General features: G+C 36.4%; 20 protein-coding genes and 1 pseudogene. 15 read left to right on the plus strand and 6 right to left on the minus strand.

Annotated elements, in window-relative coordinates; genetic code table 11:
• The first annotated feature begins 7 nt into the window (after positions 1 to 7).
• From CD001_RS04355 to CD001_RS04370, 4 genes are all read left to right on the plus strand, one after another.
• Positions 8 to 403, plus strand: a complete 396-nt coding sequence (locus CD001_RS04355) for a DsrE/DsrF/DrsH-like family protein (protein WP_096186351.1) — start codon at positions 8 to 10, stop codon at positions 401 to 403.
• Positions 404 to 466: 63 nt separating this feature from the next.
• A complete protein-coding gene (locus tag CD001_RS04360; RefSeq protein ID WP_407081135.1) occupies positions 467 to 1,579 on the plus strand; it encodes an MBL fold metallo-hydrolase in 1,113 nt (370 codons plus the stop codon).
• A 33-nt stretch (positions 1,580 to 1,612) separates the two neighbouring features.
• The gene (locus CD001_RS04365) at positions 1,613 to 1,840 is read left to right on the plus strand and encodes a sulfurtransferase TusA family protein (RefSeq protein ID WP_096186353.1); all 228 of its coding nucleotides are present in this window, start codon (positions 1,613 to 1,615) and stop codon (positions 1,838 to 1,840) included.
• A 57-nt stretch (positions 1,841 to 1,897) separates the two neighbouring features.
• Complete coding sequence (locus tag CD001_RS04370; protein ID WP_096186354.1) at positions 1,898 to 2,677, plus strand: sulfite exporter TauE/SafE family protein; 780 nt, start codon at positions 1,898 to 1,900, stop codon at positions 2,675 to 2,677.
• Positions 2,678 to 4,303: 1,626 nt separating this feature from the next.
• On the opposite strand, the gene CD001_RS04375 is transcribed toward CD001_RS04370, so the two are convergent.
• Complete coding sequence (locus tag CD001_RS04375; protein WP_096186321.1) at positions 4,304 to 4,630, minus strand: YnfA family protein; 327 nt, start codon at positions 4,628 to 4,630, stop codon at positions 4,304 to 4,306.
• A gap of 473 nt (positions 4,631 to 5,103) precedes the next feature.
• Between CD001_RS04375 and CD001_RS27225 the strand changes: the two are divergent.
• The 6 genes and pseudogenes from CD001_RS27225 to CD001_RS04405 all read left to right on the plus strand — a co-directional run.
• Positions 5,104 to 5,307, plus strand: a pseudogene (locus CD001_RS27225) (Mu transposase C-terminal domain-containing protein); the annotation flags it as partial.
• 240 nt (positions 5,308 to 5,547) lie between these two features.
• A complete protein-coding gene (locus CD001_RS04385) occupies positions 5,548 to 6,240 on the plus strand; it encodes a response regulator transcription factor (RefSeq protein ID WP_096186355.1) in 693 nt (230 codons plus the stop codon).
• Positions 6,237 to 7,229, plus strand: coding sequence for a sensor histidine kinase (locus CD001_RS04390; protein ID WP_096186356.1), 993 nt, complete (start codon positions 6,237 to 6,239; stop codon positions 7,227 to 7,229). Before CD001_RS04385 ends, CD001_RS04390 begins: the two co-directional genes overlap by 4 nt.
• A 115-nt stretch (positions 7,230 to 7,344) precedes the next feature.
• Positions 7,345 to 8,106 (plus strand): ABC transporter ATP-binding protein, encoded by a 762-nt coding sequence (locus CD001_RS04395; protein WP_096186357.1) that lies wholly within the window; start codon positions 7,345 to 7,347, stop codon positions 8,104 to 8,106.
• On the plus strand, positions 8,096 to 9,946 hold the full coding sequence (locus tag CD001_RS04400) for an FtsX-like permease family protein (RefSeq protein WP_096186358.1): 1,851 nt from the start codon (positions 8,096 to 8,098) through the stop codon (positions 9,944 to 9,946). The genes CD001_RS04395 and CD001_RS04400 overlap by 11 nt, the downstream gene beginning before the upstream one ends.
• Before the next feature lie 235 nt (positions 9,947 to 10,181).
• Positions 10,182 to 10,775: a hypothetical protein gene (locus tag CD001_RS04405; protein WP_096186359.1), complete on the plus strand. Its 594-nt coding sequence runs from the start codon at positions 10,182 to 10,184 to the stop codon at positions 10,773 to 10,775.
• A 56-nt stretch (positions 10,776 to 10,831) separates the two neighbouring features.
• Here CD001_RS04405 and CD001_RS04410 read toward each other — a convergent pair whose 3' ends face one another.
• From CD001_RS04410 to CD001_RS04425, 4 genes are all read right to left on the minus strand, one after another.
• Complete coding sequence (locus CD001_RS04410) at positions 10,832 to 11,053, minus strand: dihydrofolate reductase family protein (RefSeq protein WP_257009962.1); 222 nt, start codon at positions 11,051 to 11,053, stop codon at positions 10,832 to 10,834.
• 158 nt (positions 11,054 to 11,211) lie between these two features.
• Positions 11,212 to 11,499 carry a hypothetical protein gene (locus CD001_RS04415; protein ID WP_096186361.1) on the minus strand — a complete coding sequence of 96 codons (288 nt, stop codon included), beginning with the start codon at positions 11,497 to 11,499 and terminating at the stop codon, positions 11,212 to 11,214.
• Positions 11,499 to 12,164, minus strand: a complete 666-nt coding sequence (locus CD001_RS04420; RefSeq protein WP_096186362.1) for a hypothetical protein — start codon at positions 12,162 to 12,164, stop codon at positions 11,499 to 11,501. The genes CD001_RS04415 and CD001_RS04420 overlap by 1 nt, the downstream gene beginning before the upstream one ends.
• 214 nt (positions 12,165 to 12,378) lie before the next feature.
• Positions 12,379 to 12,792 carry a MarR family winged helix-turn-helix transcriptional regulator gene (locus tag CD001_RS04425; protein ID WP_096186363.1) on the minus strand — a complete coding sequence of 138 codons (414 nt, stop codon included), beginning with the start codon at positions 12,790 to 12,792 and terminating at the stop codon, positions 12,379 to 12,381.
• Positions 12,793 to 14,051: 1,259 nt separating this feature from the next.
• Between CD001_RS04425 and CD001_RS04430 the strand changes: the two genes are divergently transcribed.
• The 5 genes from CD001_RS04430 to CD001_RS04450 all read left to right on the plus strand — a co-directional run bounded on the left by CD001_RS04430 (position 14,052) and on the right by CD001_RS04450 (position 17,685).
• The gene (locus CD001_RS04430) at positions 14,052 to 14,852 is read left to right on the plus strand and encodes a CPBP family intramembrane glutamic endopeptidase (protein ID WP_407081136.1); all 801 of its coding nucleotides are present in this window, start codon (positions 14,052 to 14,054) and stop codon (positions 14,850 to 14,852) included.
• Positions 14,853 to 15,147: 295 nt separating this feature from the next.
• Entirely contained in the window at positions 15,148 to 15,615 is a 468-nt protein-coding gene (locus tag CD001_RS04435; protein ID WP_096186364.1) for a hypothetical protein, read from the plus strand.
• A 300-nt stretch (positions 15,616 to 15,915) separates the two neighbouring features.
• On the plus strand, positions 15,916 to 16,506 hold the full coding sequence (locus CD001_RS04440) for a TetR/AcrR family transcriptional regulator (RefSeq protein ID WP_257009701.1): 591 nt from the start codon (positions 15,916 to 15,918) through the stop codon (positions 16,504 to 16,506).
• A 99-nt stretch (positions 16,507 to 16,605) separates the two neighbouring features.
• On the plus strand, positions 16,606 to 17,031 hold the full coding sequence (locus CD001_RS04445) for a hypothetical protein (protein ID WP_096186366.1): 426 nt from the start codon (positions 16,606 to 16,608) through the stop codon (positions 17,029 to 17,031).
• Between the two features lie 36 nt (positions 17,032 to 17,067).
• Complete coding sequence (locus CD001_RS04450) at positions 17,068 to 17,685, plus strand: GNAT family N-acetyltransferase (RefSeq protein ID WP_096186367.1); 618 nt, start codon at positions 17,068 to 17,070, stop codon at positions 17,683 to 17,685.
• Positions 17,686 to 18,066: 381 nt separating this feature from the next.
• Here CD001_RS04450 and CD001_RS04455 read toward each other — a convergent pair whose 3' ends face one another.
• On the minus strand, positions 18,067 to 19,068 hold the full coding sequence (locus CD001_RS04455; RefSeq protein WP_096186368.1) for a fatty acid desaturase: 1,002 nt from the start codon (positions 19,066 to 19,068) through the stop codon (positions 18,067 to 18,069).
• Positions 19,069 to 19,071 lie beyond the last annotated feature (3 nt).

A 19,071-nucleotide genomic window follows, 5' to 3' on the forward strand; every position in this document is an offset into this window, starting at 1 on the left:
ATTTTAGATGGCAAAAAAGGTAGCAATTATTGCAAGTAATGGTGGATTGTTTGATGCGTATAAAGTATTTAACATTGCGACTGCCGCTGCGGCAACAGATCAAGAAGTGGCAATTTTCTTTACCTTTGAAGGATTGAACCTCATTCATAAGGAAGGATATAAACAACTTCCAATGCCAGAGGGAAAAGAACATTTTGCAGAAGGTTTTTCTAAAGCAAATGTTCCTTCCATTCCAGAATTGGTGAACATGGCAAAAGAAATTGGTGTTATGTTCATTGGGTGTCAAATGACAATGGATGTAATGGGATTAGAGAAAGATGCATTTATTGATGGAATTGAGGTTGGTGGAGCCGTAACGTTCCTAGAATTTGCTAAAGATGCTGATGTAACATTAACATTTTAATTAATTTATATTTTTTTAGCCAAAACTATACTATAGGGGGTATTAAAGGTGACTTTAAGAGAAATGACTTCAAGAGAAGTGACACAAAAAGTAATCAATCAAGAAGAATTATTTATTTTAGATGTTCGGAATGAAAGTGATTTTAATGATTGGAAAATTGAAGGTGCAAAGTTTAATTACTTAAATGTACCATATTTTGAGTTATTAGATGGTGTAGAAGGTATTTTAGATAAACTTCCTTCAGACAAAGACATTTTAGTTGTATGTGCAAAAGAGGGTTCATCTATCATGATTGCTGATATGCTTTCTGAAGAAGGGTTAGATGTAGCCTACTTAAAAGGTGGTATGAAGGCATGGAGCGAACACTTAGAGCCTATTAAAGTGGGGAACTTAAAAGATGGCGGAGAGATGTATCAATTTGTTCGTATTGGAAAAGGTTGTCTATCATACATGGTCGTTTCAAATGGTGAGGCAGCAATTATCGATGCAACAAGAATGATTGATATCTATACTAAGTTTGCTGAAAACATTGGTGCAACGATTACACATGTATTTGATACACATTTACATGCAGATCACATTTCAGGCGGTAGAGCAATTGCAGAAAAAATAAACGCAACCTACTGGTTGCCTCCGAAGGATGCAACAGAAGTTACATTTGAGTATCAACCGTTAGAAGGTGGCACCGATGTAACTATCGGTAATACAACAATCAATATTCATGCTTTATATTCTCCGGGCCATACCATTGGATCAACGTCTTTTGTTGTCGATGAAAAGTATTTACTTTCAGGTGATATCTTATTCATTGATTCCATTGGTAGACCAGATTTGGCTGGTAAGGCAGAAGATTGGGTAGCCGATTTAAGAGAAAGTCTTTACACACGTTATAGAGAACTATCAGAAGAACTTGTTGTTCTTCCAGCCCATTTTATGATCATTGACGAACTAAATAAAGATGGTAGTGTTTCTGGAAAATTAGGCACTCTCTTTGAACAAAACCATGGTTTAAACATTGAAGACGAGAATGAATTTAGAAAATTAGTGACGGAAAACTTACCGCCACAACCAAATGCATACCAAGAAATCCGTGAAACAAACATGGGTATAATCAGTCCAGATGTTGAAAAACAACGTGAAATGGAAATCGGACCAAACCGTTGTGCCGTTCGATAGGAGAAAATAAGAATTTATTAGGAGGATTTTAACATGAAGATAGCAAAAGTACTAGACGCAAAAGGTTTAGCATGCCCAATGCCTATTGTAAAAACAAAAAAGGCGATCAATGAACTAGAGTTAGGCGAGATTTTAGAAATTCATGCAACAGATAAAGGGGCAAAAAGTGACCTTGCTGCATGGGCGAAGTCAGGTGGTCATGAATTACTAAAAGATTCAGAAGACGGTGATGTTCTAAAGTTCTGGATTAAAAAAGGTTAAATCATAAAAGAAAAGGGAACCAACTTGGTTCCCTTTTCTATAATAGGAGGAAAAAGTATGGACTTTATGTTTATCATAACTATCTTTCTAATAGGATTTATTGGATCATATATATCAGGGATGGTGGGCATAGGTGGGTCAATCATTAAATATCCAATGTTACTATATATCCCGCCTTTATTTGGTTTAGCCGCATTTAGTGCACATGAAGTTTCAGGGATAAGTGCAATACAAGTATTCTTCGCAACTATCGGTGGAGTTTGGGCCTATCGTAAAGGTGGGTATTTAAATAAGAACCTTATTATCTACATGGGTGTTAGTATTTTAATCGGAAGTTTTATTGGAAGTTATGGTTCAAGAATGATGTCTGGAGAAATTATTAACCTCGTTTATGGTGTTTTAGCATTACTTGCAGCCATTATGATGTTCCTTCCGAAAAAGGGGAGAGATGATATACCGCCCGACCAAGTTTCATTCAATAAATGGCTTGCAGCGTTTTTTGCTCTTATTGTTGGTGTTGGAGCAGGTATTGTTGGTGCGGCAGGAGCATTTCTATTAGTTCCAATTATGTTAGTCATTTTAAAATTACCGACACGTGTGACGATAGCATCATCTTTAGCGATTACGTTCATATCTTCAATAGGGGCTACAGTTGGAAAAATCTCAACTGGACAGGTAGAATTTGTTCCTGCGTTAATCATGGTTATAGCGAGTTTAATTGCCTCTCCATTAGGTGCGAGAATGGGTCAGAAGGTAAATACAAAACTTCTGCAATGGATACTATCCTTATTGATTTTTGGTACTTCAATTAAGATTTGGGTAGATATTCTGCTCTAGGATTTTGAATAAGTAGGTTACCCTTACATTTTTCTTATAGATGGGACATGTACGTCAAATAGATATTTATTTTAGAATGCGTAACAATTGTTATTATCTATGTTAAAACAAAATAAAGTTTGCCGAATGAGAAAAAAGTCTGCCTAAGAAGAAAAAAGTTTGCACAAAGCCCCGTGAGTATATCCAGTATATGGATGTATTAACGGGGCTTTTTAATGTGGAATTGTTGCCGTATAGGTGTCCTGTAGGGATTGAGGGTCCCCTTACGGGGAGAGTAATCCTTGAATAAGTATGGTAAAAGGGATGTCCGTATGTCTCTCTAAAGATATACAGACCCGAAAGCAATTCAATGAACAAGTGCCCACACCCTGTATCGTGTAAAAAGCGCTACAAGTGGTTTCCCCCAAGAAAATAAATATATATAAATAATTAGTAATTGGTCATGTAAGAGGAATCCATCAGATACCGGGGGTTTTGGTTTGTGCAGAGTATGGGATACTACTGTATGACAGCCATGTGCTATACGGGTATATAGTAAGGAAATGGGATGTATAGGTGAACCGTAAGGTGTCCTATTGTCTCCTCTATAACTTCTGTTTATAAAGTGTCAGTCTCACTTATCCCCCACTTACAATCTGAAAATGATTTTTCAAAAAAGGGGAAGTGAGAACCAGTCTATGTATGAGTCTGATAAATAGACTATCGAATCGGGAACGTATCTACGATACCTCTTCTCATTTTTTATTTGGAGAAGGTTTGAGAATTACTTTTCACAAACAAAGGAGAAAAATCATGGATAAGGATGCATGTTGTTTATGGTATTCCTTTTAAAAAGTCTTCTTTATATGTGGGTGTCAAACCAAACTGAAGTTTGAAGTATGGGAAAAAATCTGTTTATAAAGAAAAAAGTTTATACAGAGCCCCTGAGTGTATCCCTAGTATGTATATAATCACAGGGCTTTTTTTATATAAAACTGTGGTCGTAACGAGGTTACCAGAGAGGATCAGGCTTACCCTTTTCGGGGTGGATAATCCCTGCATAAGTACAGCACAAGGGACGTTCCCCTCTCACTGAAGAGTATTGGAACCAACTCAATCAAGGGAAGCCCACGTCCAGAAGTGTATAACATGCTTCGGATAGAAGCACTCGCCCATAAAAAAATAAATAAATATATAAATAAATGATTAGGCATAGGTCGCGTGGTAAGTAGGTGAATTGTGGTGGTACAAGGGAAACCGTAAGGTATACTAATGGATTATCTGTATCTGCAAGTTTACAACTCTCTTATACATTAAATAACTGTACAAGGCAGGGGAAGAGGGAGCCAACTATGTATGAGTCTGATGTATTAGTCTAACGAATCGGGGATGTATCTACGATACCTCTTCTCGGTTCTATTTTATTTGATAAAGGTGAAAATAAACAGAAAAGCCTGTCTCCTAAATACATAACTCTACTTATTAAAACTTAGTTCCATTTTAGAAAAATGAAAAAGAGCAAGAGGGAAAAGGGATTTAGGAGGATAGTGGACATCGCAAGACCTTCTTTCAAACTCACACCTACACGGTTCGGGATACAACCTTCGTTAGTTGATTTACCCTTCAATGTATTCTTGTCTTTTTACTTTATTGGCGAGGTGCAAATAACATTACTGAAACACCCACTAAACATATACCAGCACCTATCCAATCGTATAAATCAGGTGTTCTTTTATCAATACCCCATCCCCACAATACAGAAAGAACAATAAATACTCCTCCATAGGCAGCATATACTCTACCGAATGATGGAAATGTTTGAAATGTGGCAATAACACCATATAACGCCAAGGCTATTCCTCCGAAAGCCCCCCAATAAAATGGCTTACCTTCTCTTAACCATAGCCAAATAAGATAACCTCCACCAATCTCTGCAAATCCAGCAAATATAAACAATACAATTGTGTAAATCATTTAATGCCCACCCTTGATAACTAATTAACATGGTAATATACCGTATTCCAAGGGTAGTAAAGCACTGCATTACCATAGAACAACCAGAAGGCAAGAAATCGGTTATGGTACAGGTGGCACCGCAAGGTGCTCTCATGAGGTTTAGGACACTCTCTTTGTTTGGTAATCTCTACTCTATGGTTAAGCAAACTTTTTTCTTATCTGTTTTAATTATTGAGTTCATATACGGCTGAAAAGGGGCAAATCTATGAGCAAACTTTATTCTCATGAAATAAGTTGGGTAATGCCTTTGAGGCTAGATATGGCAAGGGATGGACGTGTTTACGCGTATCTGCAAACTTTATTCTAATTTAACAACAGTGGCAAAAAGAGATAGATCGTCATCAAAAAAAATCGAAAAATGGATTAATGATGGAAGGCGAAAGGGTGAAGGTATTGACTATAAACCATGGTTAACAGTTAGAGATGTACCATCTAAAGACAACTTAAATAATAATCTTAATATTAAAATTGAGAATACTACGGCTTACTGTGGAGATTTGAAAGGGATTGTTGAAAGGAAATTCCCTACGTTTAACGGGAAGGTCAAGCAAAAAGCACCTGGAGCAATTCAAAAGGAATACCGGGAGCGTGGAGATCAGGATTATCGCTTAAATGCTACGCTGAATTTAAAGGAAAGATTGGAGTACAATCTATAATCACTCGCTTATGAATCTTGTCAATGCTAGTGGCACTTGGGCTAATAAGTCATTAGCTTACTTTGAAGCCTAGGGAAATAACATAGCAAAAGCAAAACATAGTAGTAAAGGGATTCGAAATTGGGCTTGAATTTTCTTATAATGTTCATTAAAAGGGTTGAACTAGACTGGGAGTAATGTTAGTCTAATGAATTTTGAGAATAAAGAGGCGGGGATTTTATGTATAGAATATTAATTGTGGAGGATGAAATAAGTATTACTGATACATTAAAAAATCGTCTTAAAAAATACGGATATGAGTGTCACACAATAGAAGATTTTAAAAGAGTTCTGGATGTTTTTCAAGAAACAGAACCGCATTTAGTTATCATGGATATAAACCTTCCTTGCTTTGATGGATATTACTGGTCAAGAAAAATAAGGCAGATATCCACATGTCCAATTATGATTCTGTCTGCTCGAATGAGCGAACTAGACCAGATATATGGTATTGAAAATGGTGCAGATGATTTTATCACTAAGCCTTTTGTAATGGATGTAGTATTAGCAAAAATCAATGGACAAATTCGACGTACCTATGGAGAGTATGCAAAAAACGCAGAACGACGAATATTACAAATGGGTAATACTATCTTAAATTTGGACACAGTACGTTTATCTACGCCGAGGCAGGAGGAAGTATTGACGGTAAAAGAGCTCCAGCTTTGTAATATGTTTTTTGAGGCTTTTCCAAATGTTGTCACAAGACAGCAGCTGCTTTCTGTTATATGGGATGAAGAAGGATTTGTAGAAGAAAATACACTCACAGTGAATATCAGAAGATTACGAAAAAAACTAGAAAATATCCAATCCTCCTTAGAACTAAAAACCATTCGGGGAATTGGCTACCAATTAATGGAGAAAGACAAATGAAGTTATTTATAAAGGATCATCTCAGCTTTATTCTTTTGTATCTGATAACTTTTATCTGCTTGCCTTTCATCATTGAACAATTAGATGGTTTTGAAAATCATTATTACTATTTTAGTTTTTTAGCCATCACTTTATTAATTATTCTGCTTCTTATTCGCTATCTTCGTCGTAAAAAAATGTATACACATTTAAAGAAAGAAAATTTGGAACAAGCTGGTTTTCTTGTCTATCGTCCTCATGCTCCAATAGAAAAAGCATATGCCAATCAATTAAAGGAATTTTCTTCCTTACTCTTGAAAGAGCAGGACACGTATCAAGATTTTTTACAGGAACAGCAGCTACTTATTTCACATGCGGTGCATCAGATGAAGACGCCTATTTCTGTCATGCAATTGCTTGTTCAATCGAATCAAATAAACGATGTCAAATCGTTGGAATGGCAGAAAGTAAAAGCCGAATGCGATAAAATAAACTTTTCGTTAAATCAACTATTGTCTTATAGCCGCTCTACCCAATTATTATCTGATTTGAAAATTGAAGCGATGCCACTAAAGAAAATAATACAAGAGGTTATTAATGATTTAAAAGATTACTTTATTGAGGAAGAACTATTTCCCAAGGTGACAATAGCGGAAGAAGTTATTCTTTATTCAGACCGAAAGTGGATGAAAGTAGTTGTCTTCCAACTGCTTAGTAATGCGATTAAATATGGTGAGAAGTACTCTACTGTTCATATTTATTACAGGGATGGTCAGTTATCGATTCATAACAGAGGGGAAACCATTCCAAAAAGTGAGATCAATCGCTTATTCAATTTGTTCTATACAGGTTCAAAAGGACGGAAAAGAAGTGAAGCAACAGGAATAGGTTTATACTTAGTCAAAAGAATTTTGATTACGCTAGATCATCCGTTTGAGTTAACGTCTCATCATCAAGAAACCATTTTCACCATTGAACTTTCGAAAAGTATTAGTACGGCTGCCGATTAAGGCAGCCGTTTTGAATGTGTCAATATTGTCACTTTGCCGTCATGTTTTTAAATGTTAAGGAATGGACTACTTCGGTATAGTAAAGTTAACAATGAAAAAGACAGGAGTGGTATATATGTCAGGTATAATTTTAAATGTTCAACAACTCCATAAGGAGTATGTAGGAGAGGTGAACTATAAAGCATTAAAAGGAATTGATTTTCAACTGAAACGTAATGAATTTGTCTCTGTAATGGGCCCGTCTGGAAGTGGGAAAACGACATTTTTAAATTGTATATCAACCATAGACCGTCCGACAAATGGTTCTATTACAATTAACCAAAAAAACCCATATGAACTGAATGATGAAGATCTTGCAAAGTTTCGACGTAGTGAATTGGGTTTTGTTTTTCAAGATTTTAACTTGGTTCACACATTAACCGTAGAAGAAAACATTTTATTATCATTGACACTCGATGCAGTGAATGCAAAGGAAATGACATCCCGTTTAGCGGAAGTCGTTGAGTTTTTAGGAATTGAAGAAATAATGAAGAAGAGAACCTTTGAAATTTCAGGGGGACAGAAGCAACGTGTAGCCATTGCACGAGCAGTTATTCATCAGCCTAGTCTATTATTAGCAGATGAGCCGACTGGGAATCTGGACTCTAAAGCAGCAAATAGTGTGATGACACTATTTCAATCCATTCACGAAACGTTTCAAACCTCTTTATTAATGGTCACACATGATCCGTATGTTGCCAGTTTTGCTGAGCGAGTGATTTTTATGCAAGACGGGATGCTCTACAATGAAATACAGAGGGGTGACCACAAGCAGCAGTTCTATCAAGAAATTGTAGATACACTGACATTTCTGGGCGGTGGATATCATGAGCTTTAATCATATTGTCATTCAAAATATATTACGGGATAAATGGACCTATATTTCCTATTTTCTAAGCAGCGTCTTTTCTATTTTAGTCTTTTTCTTTTTTTTGATTACTGCATTTCATCCAATGATGGATGCAATCGATCCGAATAGCTCACTTGGAATAGCCATGATTCTATGTAGTATTATTGTCTATATTTTTTCTTTTATTTTTATTATTTATTCGATGCTGGCTTTTTTAAAGAAGAAAACCAAAAGCCTTGGAGTCTTTATAATTTCTGGAGCATCGACGAAGCAAGTGCAGAAAATGGTATTCCGAGAAAATATGCTGATTGCTTTAGCTGCAATTATTACAGCCATTGTTGTTGGATTAGTCGTTTCTCCTCTGTTTTTAATGGTCGTTAAAAATGTCTTAGAGGCAGATAGCTTTGGAATGTATGTACCAGTACAGGCTATTGCAATGACATTCATTTTATTTAGTGTTTTATTTTTAATTGTTTCCAAAATAACGACACGATTTATTAAGAAAGAAGAAGCTATACAACTGTTGAAAGCAGATGTAACACAGGAAAAATTAATACTTCCAACTCCATGGAAGTTCCTTTTATCCATCTTAGTGAGTGCAGTTTTATTACTACCTTTCAAAGTAAGCCCAGGTATCATTGAAAGCTTAGGAATTGTTTATTATATTAGTTTGTTTATCAGTCTGTTAATGACGATTTATTTTGTATTAACCCAAGGAACCTGGTTTACTATTCGGAGATTGCAAAAAAGCTCTTCGTATTACAGAAAAACCAATATGTTATTTGTATCGAATTTACAGGCCAAAGGCAATTCACATGCTCATGTCATTTATTTGCTCAGTATTTTACTGCTTGCAGTATTTGTTACTACGAGTGTATTGTACAGTTCGTATTATAATGTCGAAGAAAATACAGAAGCTGTATATCCGTATAGCTTTCAATATATTTCACTTCCAGATAATCCTATAGAAAAAGAACAGCAAGATATTGAATTTATGGAGACAACTCTTGAGCAAACAGTGGGAGATTTCGATGCGTATCAATCTGCGTTCAAAACAGACGAAGACCGCAGGATTGGCTTCATGTCGAATACTAATTTCAATGCACTTGGTACACACCAAGCGATAACACTTAACGATAATGAATATTATGTTGTGGCAGGAAATGAGGGAATAATTCCAAATACGGATGCCATTCAGGATTATGTGGATGACCCTCTTCAGTACGTAGGATTAGAAGAACGAATGATTCTTATAACAGGCTTTCGGGCAGTATATTATGTTATACCAGATGCGATTTATGAAGCAATCAATTATCCAGAATATCATGTGTTTGCTTATGAATTGGAGGACTGGACAGAGAAACGGGATGTAGCAGAAAAAATAGAATCACAAATCATGACAGAACCAGGTGAGCGTTACGTCGCATCGAAAATTTCATTATATGCTGTCGAGTTATTTGTAAAGAGGATCTTGTTCTTTATTGGTTTTATGCTTAGTCTGCTTTTTTTAAGTGCAGCCATGAGTATTCTTTATTTTTACTTGCAAACCTCTTTAGCGGGAGAAAAAGAAAAATATTTCGGCATTCGCAAAATCGGGCTATCTATGAAAGAAATTAGTGTTATTGTGACAAGAGAATTATCAATATTGATTTTTGTCCCTTTTACAATTGCTACGATTTTATTATTTATCGTGTTATTCAGTATTCGTGATGCACTTTCACCAGCATTTTTTCAGATGACTACCGTTGGTGTAGGAATTATTTTGATGTTGTTTACTCTGAGCTTTTTTATTATACGTAAAACATATTTTAAAAAATTGGTAGAGTAAGTGAGAGAACACATTAATCTGGATTTCGAAAGTCTGAGCAAGAAAATTATTCTATTCATTACAATTTAGCCGATGAGCGATTTCGGTATGAGATAAATTTCATCCACCTTTTTACGTATTACTAATCAATCGAGTATCTAAATGACCAGACTATTTATTTTGGCGATATGCTAGCTATTGGTGGTGTTAACTTTGAAAGTATTAGTATAAATAACAAACTGAAGAACAAGAATATTTGGTGGAATGGGAGAGAAAATCTCAAGATCAAAAATTTTACTATCTAAATACGCTTCTGTTCGAAGTTTCCTTTTCATGGATTATTGGTGCCCTATTCTTTGGTATTGAAGGGTTACATCCACATATTGTAGCGGTACAGGGCAGAGGTTGGGAGTATGTATCGGTTATCGGTGAAATTACTACGGTGTATGGATATAAGCTGGTTAATCTAGTTATGATGGCCACCTTTGCGTTTATGATATCGAGTATTTTCCGTAATAGTGCACTTGAGGTAGGAATAGCTGTATCTTTAATGATGGCTGGGAATTCCATTGTTTTATGGAGCACACATCGGCTAAATATATTGGGTATTCGGAAAATAGTGTGGAAAGAGGGTTACAAGGAACCCTCTTCCATTGCCTTAGTCAGTGTGGAAAAGTCAGCAGCCAACTGTTGCATAATAAAAACTTTAACTTTTGGGGTTAACCACCAAACCTTGATTTCATACGGTTGTATTTTTGTGGTTTGTCTAAAATCAATTAGTTTTCAAGTTATGTGTACAGGATTTGCAACAATCTTTTCGTCGGATGATCTTCCGGCGTCTCAGTTTTAGCGAAAAAAGCTATGAGGATGCTTTTTTTAGTGCCAATAATAACCTGAATAAATCTACTAAACAGACTTATAAATCATAACTACTATGCTGGATTTAAACGTTTGTGTCTCTACAAGACTCAAATTTTTCGTATCTAAATTTTCTTTAAATAGACGTTTCCCACCACCCACAACAACTGGATGAATCATGAGTCTATATTCATCGATGAGGTCATGCTGCATCAATAAATTGACTAATTGACCACTGCCATGAGAAAAAAGAGCGGAAAAACGGGTTATTTTGAGGAAGAACTAAGTTCCCTTGCTTTTTGGCATAGAAGAGGGGGTAAAGCCTTGGGGGAGAAAGGGGCGAGGAGGGTTTGGGGCATTGGAGGATTGAGACGAGGGTGTTTGAAGGAACGTTTATTTTCAATAGGGACAAATGATTTAAAAAACAATCAGATATAAGATCTAAGGCTCGAAACACACAAATTAATTAACCGTTTCACATAAAGTAAAATAATTATTAGAATAAATGAAACAATGATTGCAAAAGGAATACTTAAAGGAACTGGGAGATCAATTCCAGGCCAAATGCCCATTCTTATTTGCTCAAAACCGAATGTTCGAAGTATCCCTGCAAGCATGGAAATGATCGTACTAACAATTAATCCTACGTACAGTATGGAAAGGACAGGGATTGTTAGTAAATAAAAAAAGGGGAAAATAACCTTTTTAATGTTCATTATTTTTCACTCCTTACGATATGCTGAACTTTCGCATTTGGAGATATTGTATAATGTTCCTTATAATAAAGTGTTTGGATATTGCAATTTTCCCCTATTACCACTGTATCCCCTTCAACAATTTCTGCGTCTGTATAGGAAATTTGCAGTCTTCTACCTTTTATATATTTGCAGATTAGTTTTTTTCTTAATAAAGAAATAGTTATCCTTTCCTTCTCTATATAGGCCTCATCAGCGATAAGCCGTTCAATAAAACTTTCACCTGATAATTTTAACTGAAATTGGTTTGTATGTATTTCCTTTGCTTGAACAATGCCAGTTAAATCAACTTTTTCCGATTGGAAAATATCTTCTACTGTTAGTCTACCTGAACCATTAATCTTTATTGTTTGTCCTTTTTTTATTTTTAGATTACCTGCATTTACAATTTCTTTAATATCGAAATATTTTTTTAAAACACAAGACCCTGAGCTTTTTAAAACATCTGCTACGACATCATAATGAAAAGAGCTATATCCATGGGTTGAAATTTTTTTAGTGCGTATATCCTGATGGAAAGCAACAGAGCCACGAATTCTTAATAAATCATATGTTGTTGACAAATCTTTAATAGTGCCACTTGTAAGGGTTATGCTACGCAACTTCTGATTTTGTTCGTTTTTCATTCTTTAACACCACCATGTTTTAATTAATACATATTTTAGTTATTAAAATATATATTAATTAAAACATGATAACTGTGATTTTGGCAAGAATAAAAAAATCATGTTGTAATATTAAATTTGGTACGATTTATTACTATTAAAAAGTGTAAGAAAGCAATTGAAGCAAGATATTCTTCTTGTATAGTAAAATAAGGATTTCACCATCGTGAAATCCTTAGAAAATTTTATTCATTATCTTATTGATATCCGTTAAAACCTCTGCTATATTATTTATTGTTTCTTGTGGAAACTTCAAAAATATTTCATGAACCTTATCCTCACCGATATTAGTTAAAACCATTTTTACTACTCGACGATCTTCACTCTCTCTTATCCGTTGTACTAAATTTAATTTTTCTAGTTTATCACACATTGATGTAACAGCTCCGGGAGTAACATTAAAAAAATCAGCAATTTCAGTTGCTTTCATTCCACCATTAATTTCTAGCTGGAGAAGAAGAATAAGCTGATTTTGGGAGAGTGATTCTCCTTCAGTAAGTAAATTTACAAACTTCTTAGACTTTAGTTGTATTTCAAGCAGTTCACTCATAATAAATTTAATTTTGTCCATTTGATTGTTTTCCGACATATTATCACAGCCTATATTATTTATTAGTTAAAATATATAGTAAGTATATAATTAATTCTGCTGACTGCCAACAATTTCTTACTTTTATTGATATGGTAATATAAAAGTAGATATTTTGGACATTATAAAAATACTATGAGAGATATTAGCACCATAGATTTTTTCTTAAATTATAAACAGGTGTTTATTTTGGTGCGAAACATTTCTGGCTAAAAATGTAGTCATATATTTTTGGTAAATTTTAAGTTGTTTCTGTGTAATATTTTGAAAGACTAATGCATCTTCTTAGTTTATCTCTTGTGAAAAACCGGTCGGAAAATACCGAAGTATCTCCCCGCTAAAATCCGCTTCCCCATGCTAAAAAGATCTTCCCTCCTGCTTTATAATTGGTTTCCGAACAGTAAGAAGACGGGAAAAAGCGGGCTCAATATTTATGAAACTCAATGGCTTTTCAATATATATCAAACGTTTGTTCAACTAAAAATCAACAAAAAATTTGGGGCTGAGTCCAAATAGGGATTCAGTCTTTTTCCTTTCTTCCAATATCCCCCCAATCCTTTACCAATAATGGATTCAAGAGGTGTTCAATCCCATTATCTCACTGTAACTTATTTCTTCCCAACGTAACTTTGTTCTTCCCTGATGGAACTAAGTTGGTATCCTAACAGTAAAGGAGCGGGAAGGTCAGTGGGATAGCTCAATATGTATTCAATCGCTTTTCAATCCCTTTTTTAATCAAATATCAATAAAAACTCAGGACGGATCCAACCGGATTACGTCCCTTTTTCTTTTTTTCAAAAATTGGGGGTCCCTCCAAACTCTAGCCATTACTGGATTCAGTAAGTGTCCAATCCCTTTCAAGTTGCCTTTCTCACCATATTATCGTCAAAGCAAGGTTTTTCAAAACTTATGGGACCAGCACGACATATGTTCATTCGATAAATGACGAACAAAGTCAAACGAATCATTTCCGTATTCATTCTACTTCCAAGATCTCCATTGGTGTATGTATGTACCTGTCTTTTAATTTATTGTTAACAGCAAATCTAAGCGTTTCCTCCGATACTGGCCATTTAACGAGAATGGAATAAAAGTCAGCGCTCGCCTTGCATATTAGGGCAGGATTGTTAAAAAAAGTGTTAATGAAATCTTTGAGAAAAAATAGAGTTTCAGCCCCTAGTCTGAAGAATTTGGGTTCAAATAATAATATAATTTTACCATTGTTAACAATTTATTCTAAAGGATGGTTTATTATAAAAATGAAAAAAGCATTAAAAAGTCCATTGATCAGTTTTGTTGGTTTAACTTATGTGATTTTTTTCCTTCTCTTTATGGCAATCGGTATAAGTATGGTTTTAGGTGCACCTATGAGCATAACAAACATTTTGCAAATCATCTCTGCATGGTCATCAACCTTTGCATTTGTTATTTTATTTAAAAAGATCTACCCAGGATTAAGGTTAAAGGATTTTGTAAAAGAGCAATTTGCTCCAAAAATTAGGTTTTCAGTTCTTAGCACCGTTTTAATTATTCAAGTTATAATCATCGTTGTGACTATATTTCTTCTATCAAATACAAACGATACTCAAAGCTTAGCATTATCATATACAGGTCTTGGACTATTGCTTTTGGCATTCTTAGATAGTTTAGTGAGGGGACCTTTAGGCGAAGAATTAGGTTGGAGAGGATATGCTTTAAACGAACTTCAAAAGAAGTACTCTCCTTTGAAATCAGCCCTAATAGTAGGTGTATTATGGGGATTTTGGCATACTCCACTATGGTTTGCCTCGGGCTATACCGGAGTAAATTTAATCAAGTATATTGTGCTTTTTATGATTGGAATAATATCTTTTTCGATTATTGTGACGTTGTTCTACAACTTAAATAAGAACCTATTGATACCAATTATTACTCACCAACTATTTAATTTTTCTCTGGTGTTGTTTAAAGGTGATTTATTAGACATTTTGGTATATGTTATGCTTTCTTATTTTGTTGTTGCAATTCTATTAATTGTTATAAATCCTAGGGAAATTCTATACAAAAAAAATATCCACTAGATGTGTAGTTTACTGAAGTCTAGATATTAAATTTTGCAAACCTGACTGAAAACCCTTTGTCCAGGGCGGCGAACTGTCCAGTCAGGGCTTATCTTGAAGGTTAAGAAAGTATAAAATATCAATCTCTCGATTGCTGTCTAGCTTCAGCGCAGAGCGCTACATCACGAGCTTCCATACGGATGTGGTGACTTCGGCGTTCCCTCAGGACCCGGGGGTTTTAGCCGAAGGTCAGATCTAGCGAGTTGTCTCGACGGATATAACCACAGAGCAATGCTAGAAGAGGAAGAGGCAGCGCTTGCTCCTGCGGTTACTCGTCGCAGAAAAACAGTGCTCCTGCGGTTACTCGTCGCAGAAAAACAGTGCTCCTGCGGTTACTCGTCGCAGACTATGTGCTCCTTCCTCTGCAAGATTAAGCGAAGAAGAGACTGCGTCGGCGCAGGTCCTAGAGAATTCGGTGAAGAGTCGCCCGTTGCTCCTGCGATTACTCGTCGCAGAAAAACAGCGCTCCTGCGGTTACGCGTCGCAGACTATGTGCTCCTTCCTCTGCAAGATTAAGCGAAGAAGAGACTGCGTCGGCGCAGGTCCTAGAGAATTCGGTGAAGAGTCGCCCGTTGCTCCTGCGATTACTCGTCGCAGAAAAACAGTGCTCCTGCGGGTAGTCGGCGCTCGGAATGATATGCTCCTGCGGTTACTCGGCGCACGAAAAGATATGCTCCTGCGGTTACTCGTCGCAGACTATGTGCTTCTTCCTCTACAAGATTAATCGAAGAAGAGAATGCGTCGAAGCAGCTCGTAGAGAATTCGACGAAGAGTCGCTCGTTGCTCCTGCGGTTACTCGTCGCAGGTAAAGAGTGTCGCCGATAGGCGAGCGCCTTGCGCTTTTCTTGTTGTCTCGGAAACTTAAGGTCAATCCTATCGTTTGAAGAGAGATTAAGAAGAGTAGCAGAAACATAGTTCACGCTTTAATGGTAAGTAAATTTTTAATAACTCATTGACATACCGACGGTCGGTATGTATAATAAAAACCGACATCAGGTTTATTTAAATACAGGAGATGATGATTTTGCTGAAACATATCCGCTTTACTTCGAATCTTTGCAACTTATTGTCGATCACCGAACAACTCATTCACGAAAAGGGGTGTAAAAAAACAACGTTACAAGACATTATCCAGCGTTCCGGGCTTTCTAAAGGGGCGATTTATCATTACGTTCGAAGTAAGGATGAATTGTTCGGGCTGATTCTACAAATAAAAATGGAAAAAATCAATGACGAATTTCTCAAGGAGAAAGAGAATGAAACTGGATTGGAGGGCCCGTTACATGCGATTTCCAATGGAATGAAATACGTAACCGATGAAGCAGACGTTACGAACAACATATTTATTTACTTGCTGGGTCGAAAAGAAGAACCTGCCATTGCGGACATATTGTCCCATATATACGAACATTCAATCCAACTATCTGTCTCATGGATTGAAGCCGGACAACGAGCGGGAGTTATTGCAGATACTTTGGATGCGAATCAAACGGCAATGATGTTCATGACATTCTCGTACGGTTTGCGTGTCCGGGCCATGATCGACCCTTCAAGCATGTCCGATGCAAGCCAAGAGTTTCATGAATTAATGCGCAATACACTGCGTAAATCATAATGGTGGCATAAAACATTCATGAACGGATCGATTGATGGGTGGTCTATGTAAGTACTCCTATTTGTTTTTACTAAATCATTCACGAAAGGTGGCGTTTATATGAGTGAGGAAACACGAAGGCATGCGGGTTGGTTAATCATTATTTTACCGACAGTGATATATGGAGGCACAAGCTTGTTATCCCTGTTGATCGACCCAGGTTCCAGTTATCATGAAAGCCCGTTCCGCCGCGATTTGTGGAGGGCGGGACATGCACATGCAGGGATACTCTTGATTCTTTCCTTGCTTGCGTATCTATATGTGGATAGGGCAAGGTTATCAGCAGGCATGAAACGATTTGTCCGTTCCGCCATTCCGTTGTCTGCCATATTTATTCCCGCAGCCTTCTTTTTATCAGTATTACCACCGGATGCAAACGAACCAAATGCATTCATTTATTTGGCGTATGTGGGTGCTTTTAGCTTAGTTGCGGGGCTTCTCGTTTTAGGTATAGGTTTAGTTCGAAGGCCGCGTTCAATAGAATAGTCTGATCATTTGTTTAGCATAGAGGGAGGGAAATACATGGATCTTCAATCTTCGGTTGTTCTCCTAAAGAGGGAAAATAGACAGATACAAAAGTTAGCCCAAGCAATGAGTGAAGCTTTTTATCATGAACCAAATTTCAGATATATAATACATGATGATGAGAAAAGGTTAACAAATTTGCAGTGGTTTAATATGTTTACTTTGCGTTTGGGTATGAAGTATGGGGAAGTTTATAGCACAGATCAGGCAACTGGTGGAGCTGTCTGGATCAAACCTGGAAATAACATTGGATTTGTGGGTGCCATTCAAGAGGGCTTACTGATGATGCCCTTTAAATTTGGTTGGCAGAGTTTCAGACGGTCTATGCAACTCAATCAGGAATTAGAGCAAATTCGCAAAGAATCGTTTCCCTCCACTCATTGGTACCTAACCGCACTTGCCGTACATCCATCCATGCAAGGAAAAGGGATAGGTGGAGCGTTGATTAAGCCAGTGTTGAAAATGGCCGATAAAAGTAAAACCTCATGCTATGCGGAAACATTCAAAGCAGTTAATATATCTTTTTACGAAAAACTTGGTTTTCAAGTATGGGAAGAAGGTCAAATCCACCGTAATGGCCCAAAGTTTTGGGTGCTGGTGAGAAAACCACTTTGAACAAAAAGTACTTGAACCTCACAATGTGTAAGGTTCAAAACTATAATCGCCGGCAGCAAATATACGAAGCATAGGAGCAACATATCAAGCTTCAAGAAGAGCTTTGCCAAAGGCTGAACTCCATGGAAAAATCTATTCGCTTGCCAGAAAATGTCACGCTGGAAGAATTCCTTAAAACGATTGAGGTGATTATTGCGTCCGAACATTACAATTTTACTTCCGAACAAAACGAACCTTTCCCTTTATAAAAATACTCCCCTAAGATAAACAGGTTTTTATTTTTTATCTGTCTACCTAATAGGGAGCATATCATCTTTTTTCAAAGTGGACTCTTTTTATTTCTCTATAGGTATGTGTTTATAGTGTGATTTTGATCAATCTTTATGTTTTTCGGAGACGTTTAGCATCCTGAAAGCTTATGAACTTCTTGCTTTCCACGTCCCAGAGTCGGAAGCGAATCGATTTCAAACTGGATAGGATGGTAATGGTGGTCACATTGTGTAATATAGGCGTATTATTATGAACCTTTTCCAAGTTATAGTTAGGAATACGAGGCTTTAAATGGTGAATGTGATGAAACCCTATATTACCTGTTAGCCATTGAAGTACTTTGGGCAATTTATAGTAGGAACTGCCATCAATAGCTGCTTGCACAAAGCTCCAATCTGTATCGTTTTCAAAGAAACTATCTTCAAACTGATGCTGTACATAGAATAACCATATTCCCACAGTAGCTGAAATATAAAATATCGGGAGATGCACCATAAGAAATGCTTGCCAACCGATAAGCCACAGAAGTCCTCCCACTATAGCAAAGAGGGCTATATTTGTAATATAAGTATTCAGACGTTCTTTGCGCTTGGCTGCTTTTCTATTCATTCTATTTTGAAACAACATAATATAGAAGGGACCGATGACAAACATGACAAAAGGATTGCGGTATATCCGGTAGCTTAGTCGCTTCCAGAAAGAGGCTGCCAAGTACTCATCCACGGTAAGCATCCATATATCACCTGTTCCTCTTTTATCTAAGTTCCCACTGGTGGCATGATGAATTGAGTGACTATGTTTCCATTTATAATAGGGGTGGAACGTTAAAATTCCTGTTATGGTACCAAATAGCTCATTAATCCAACGACGCTTGAAGTATGATTCGTGACAACAATCATGAAAAAGAATAAAAATACGTACCGTAAATCCTGCTGCCAACAGGGATAAAGCAAATGTTAGCAAATATGATATCGTGAGACTCTGATAAGCGAGAAACCACAGTAAAAAGAAAGGGATGATCGAATTCATAATTTGGCCTACGCTTTTTTTAATATCTGGTTTTTCATAGGGAGCGATTTCTTTTTTTAACTTACTTACTACAGAATTACTCATATT

The organism is Evansella halocellulosilytica, from assembly GCF_002335745.1.
Lineage (GTDB): Bacteria > Bacillota > Bacilli > Bacillales > Salisediminibacteriaceae > Bacillus_CA > Bacillus_CA halocellulosilytica.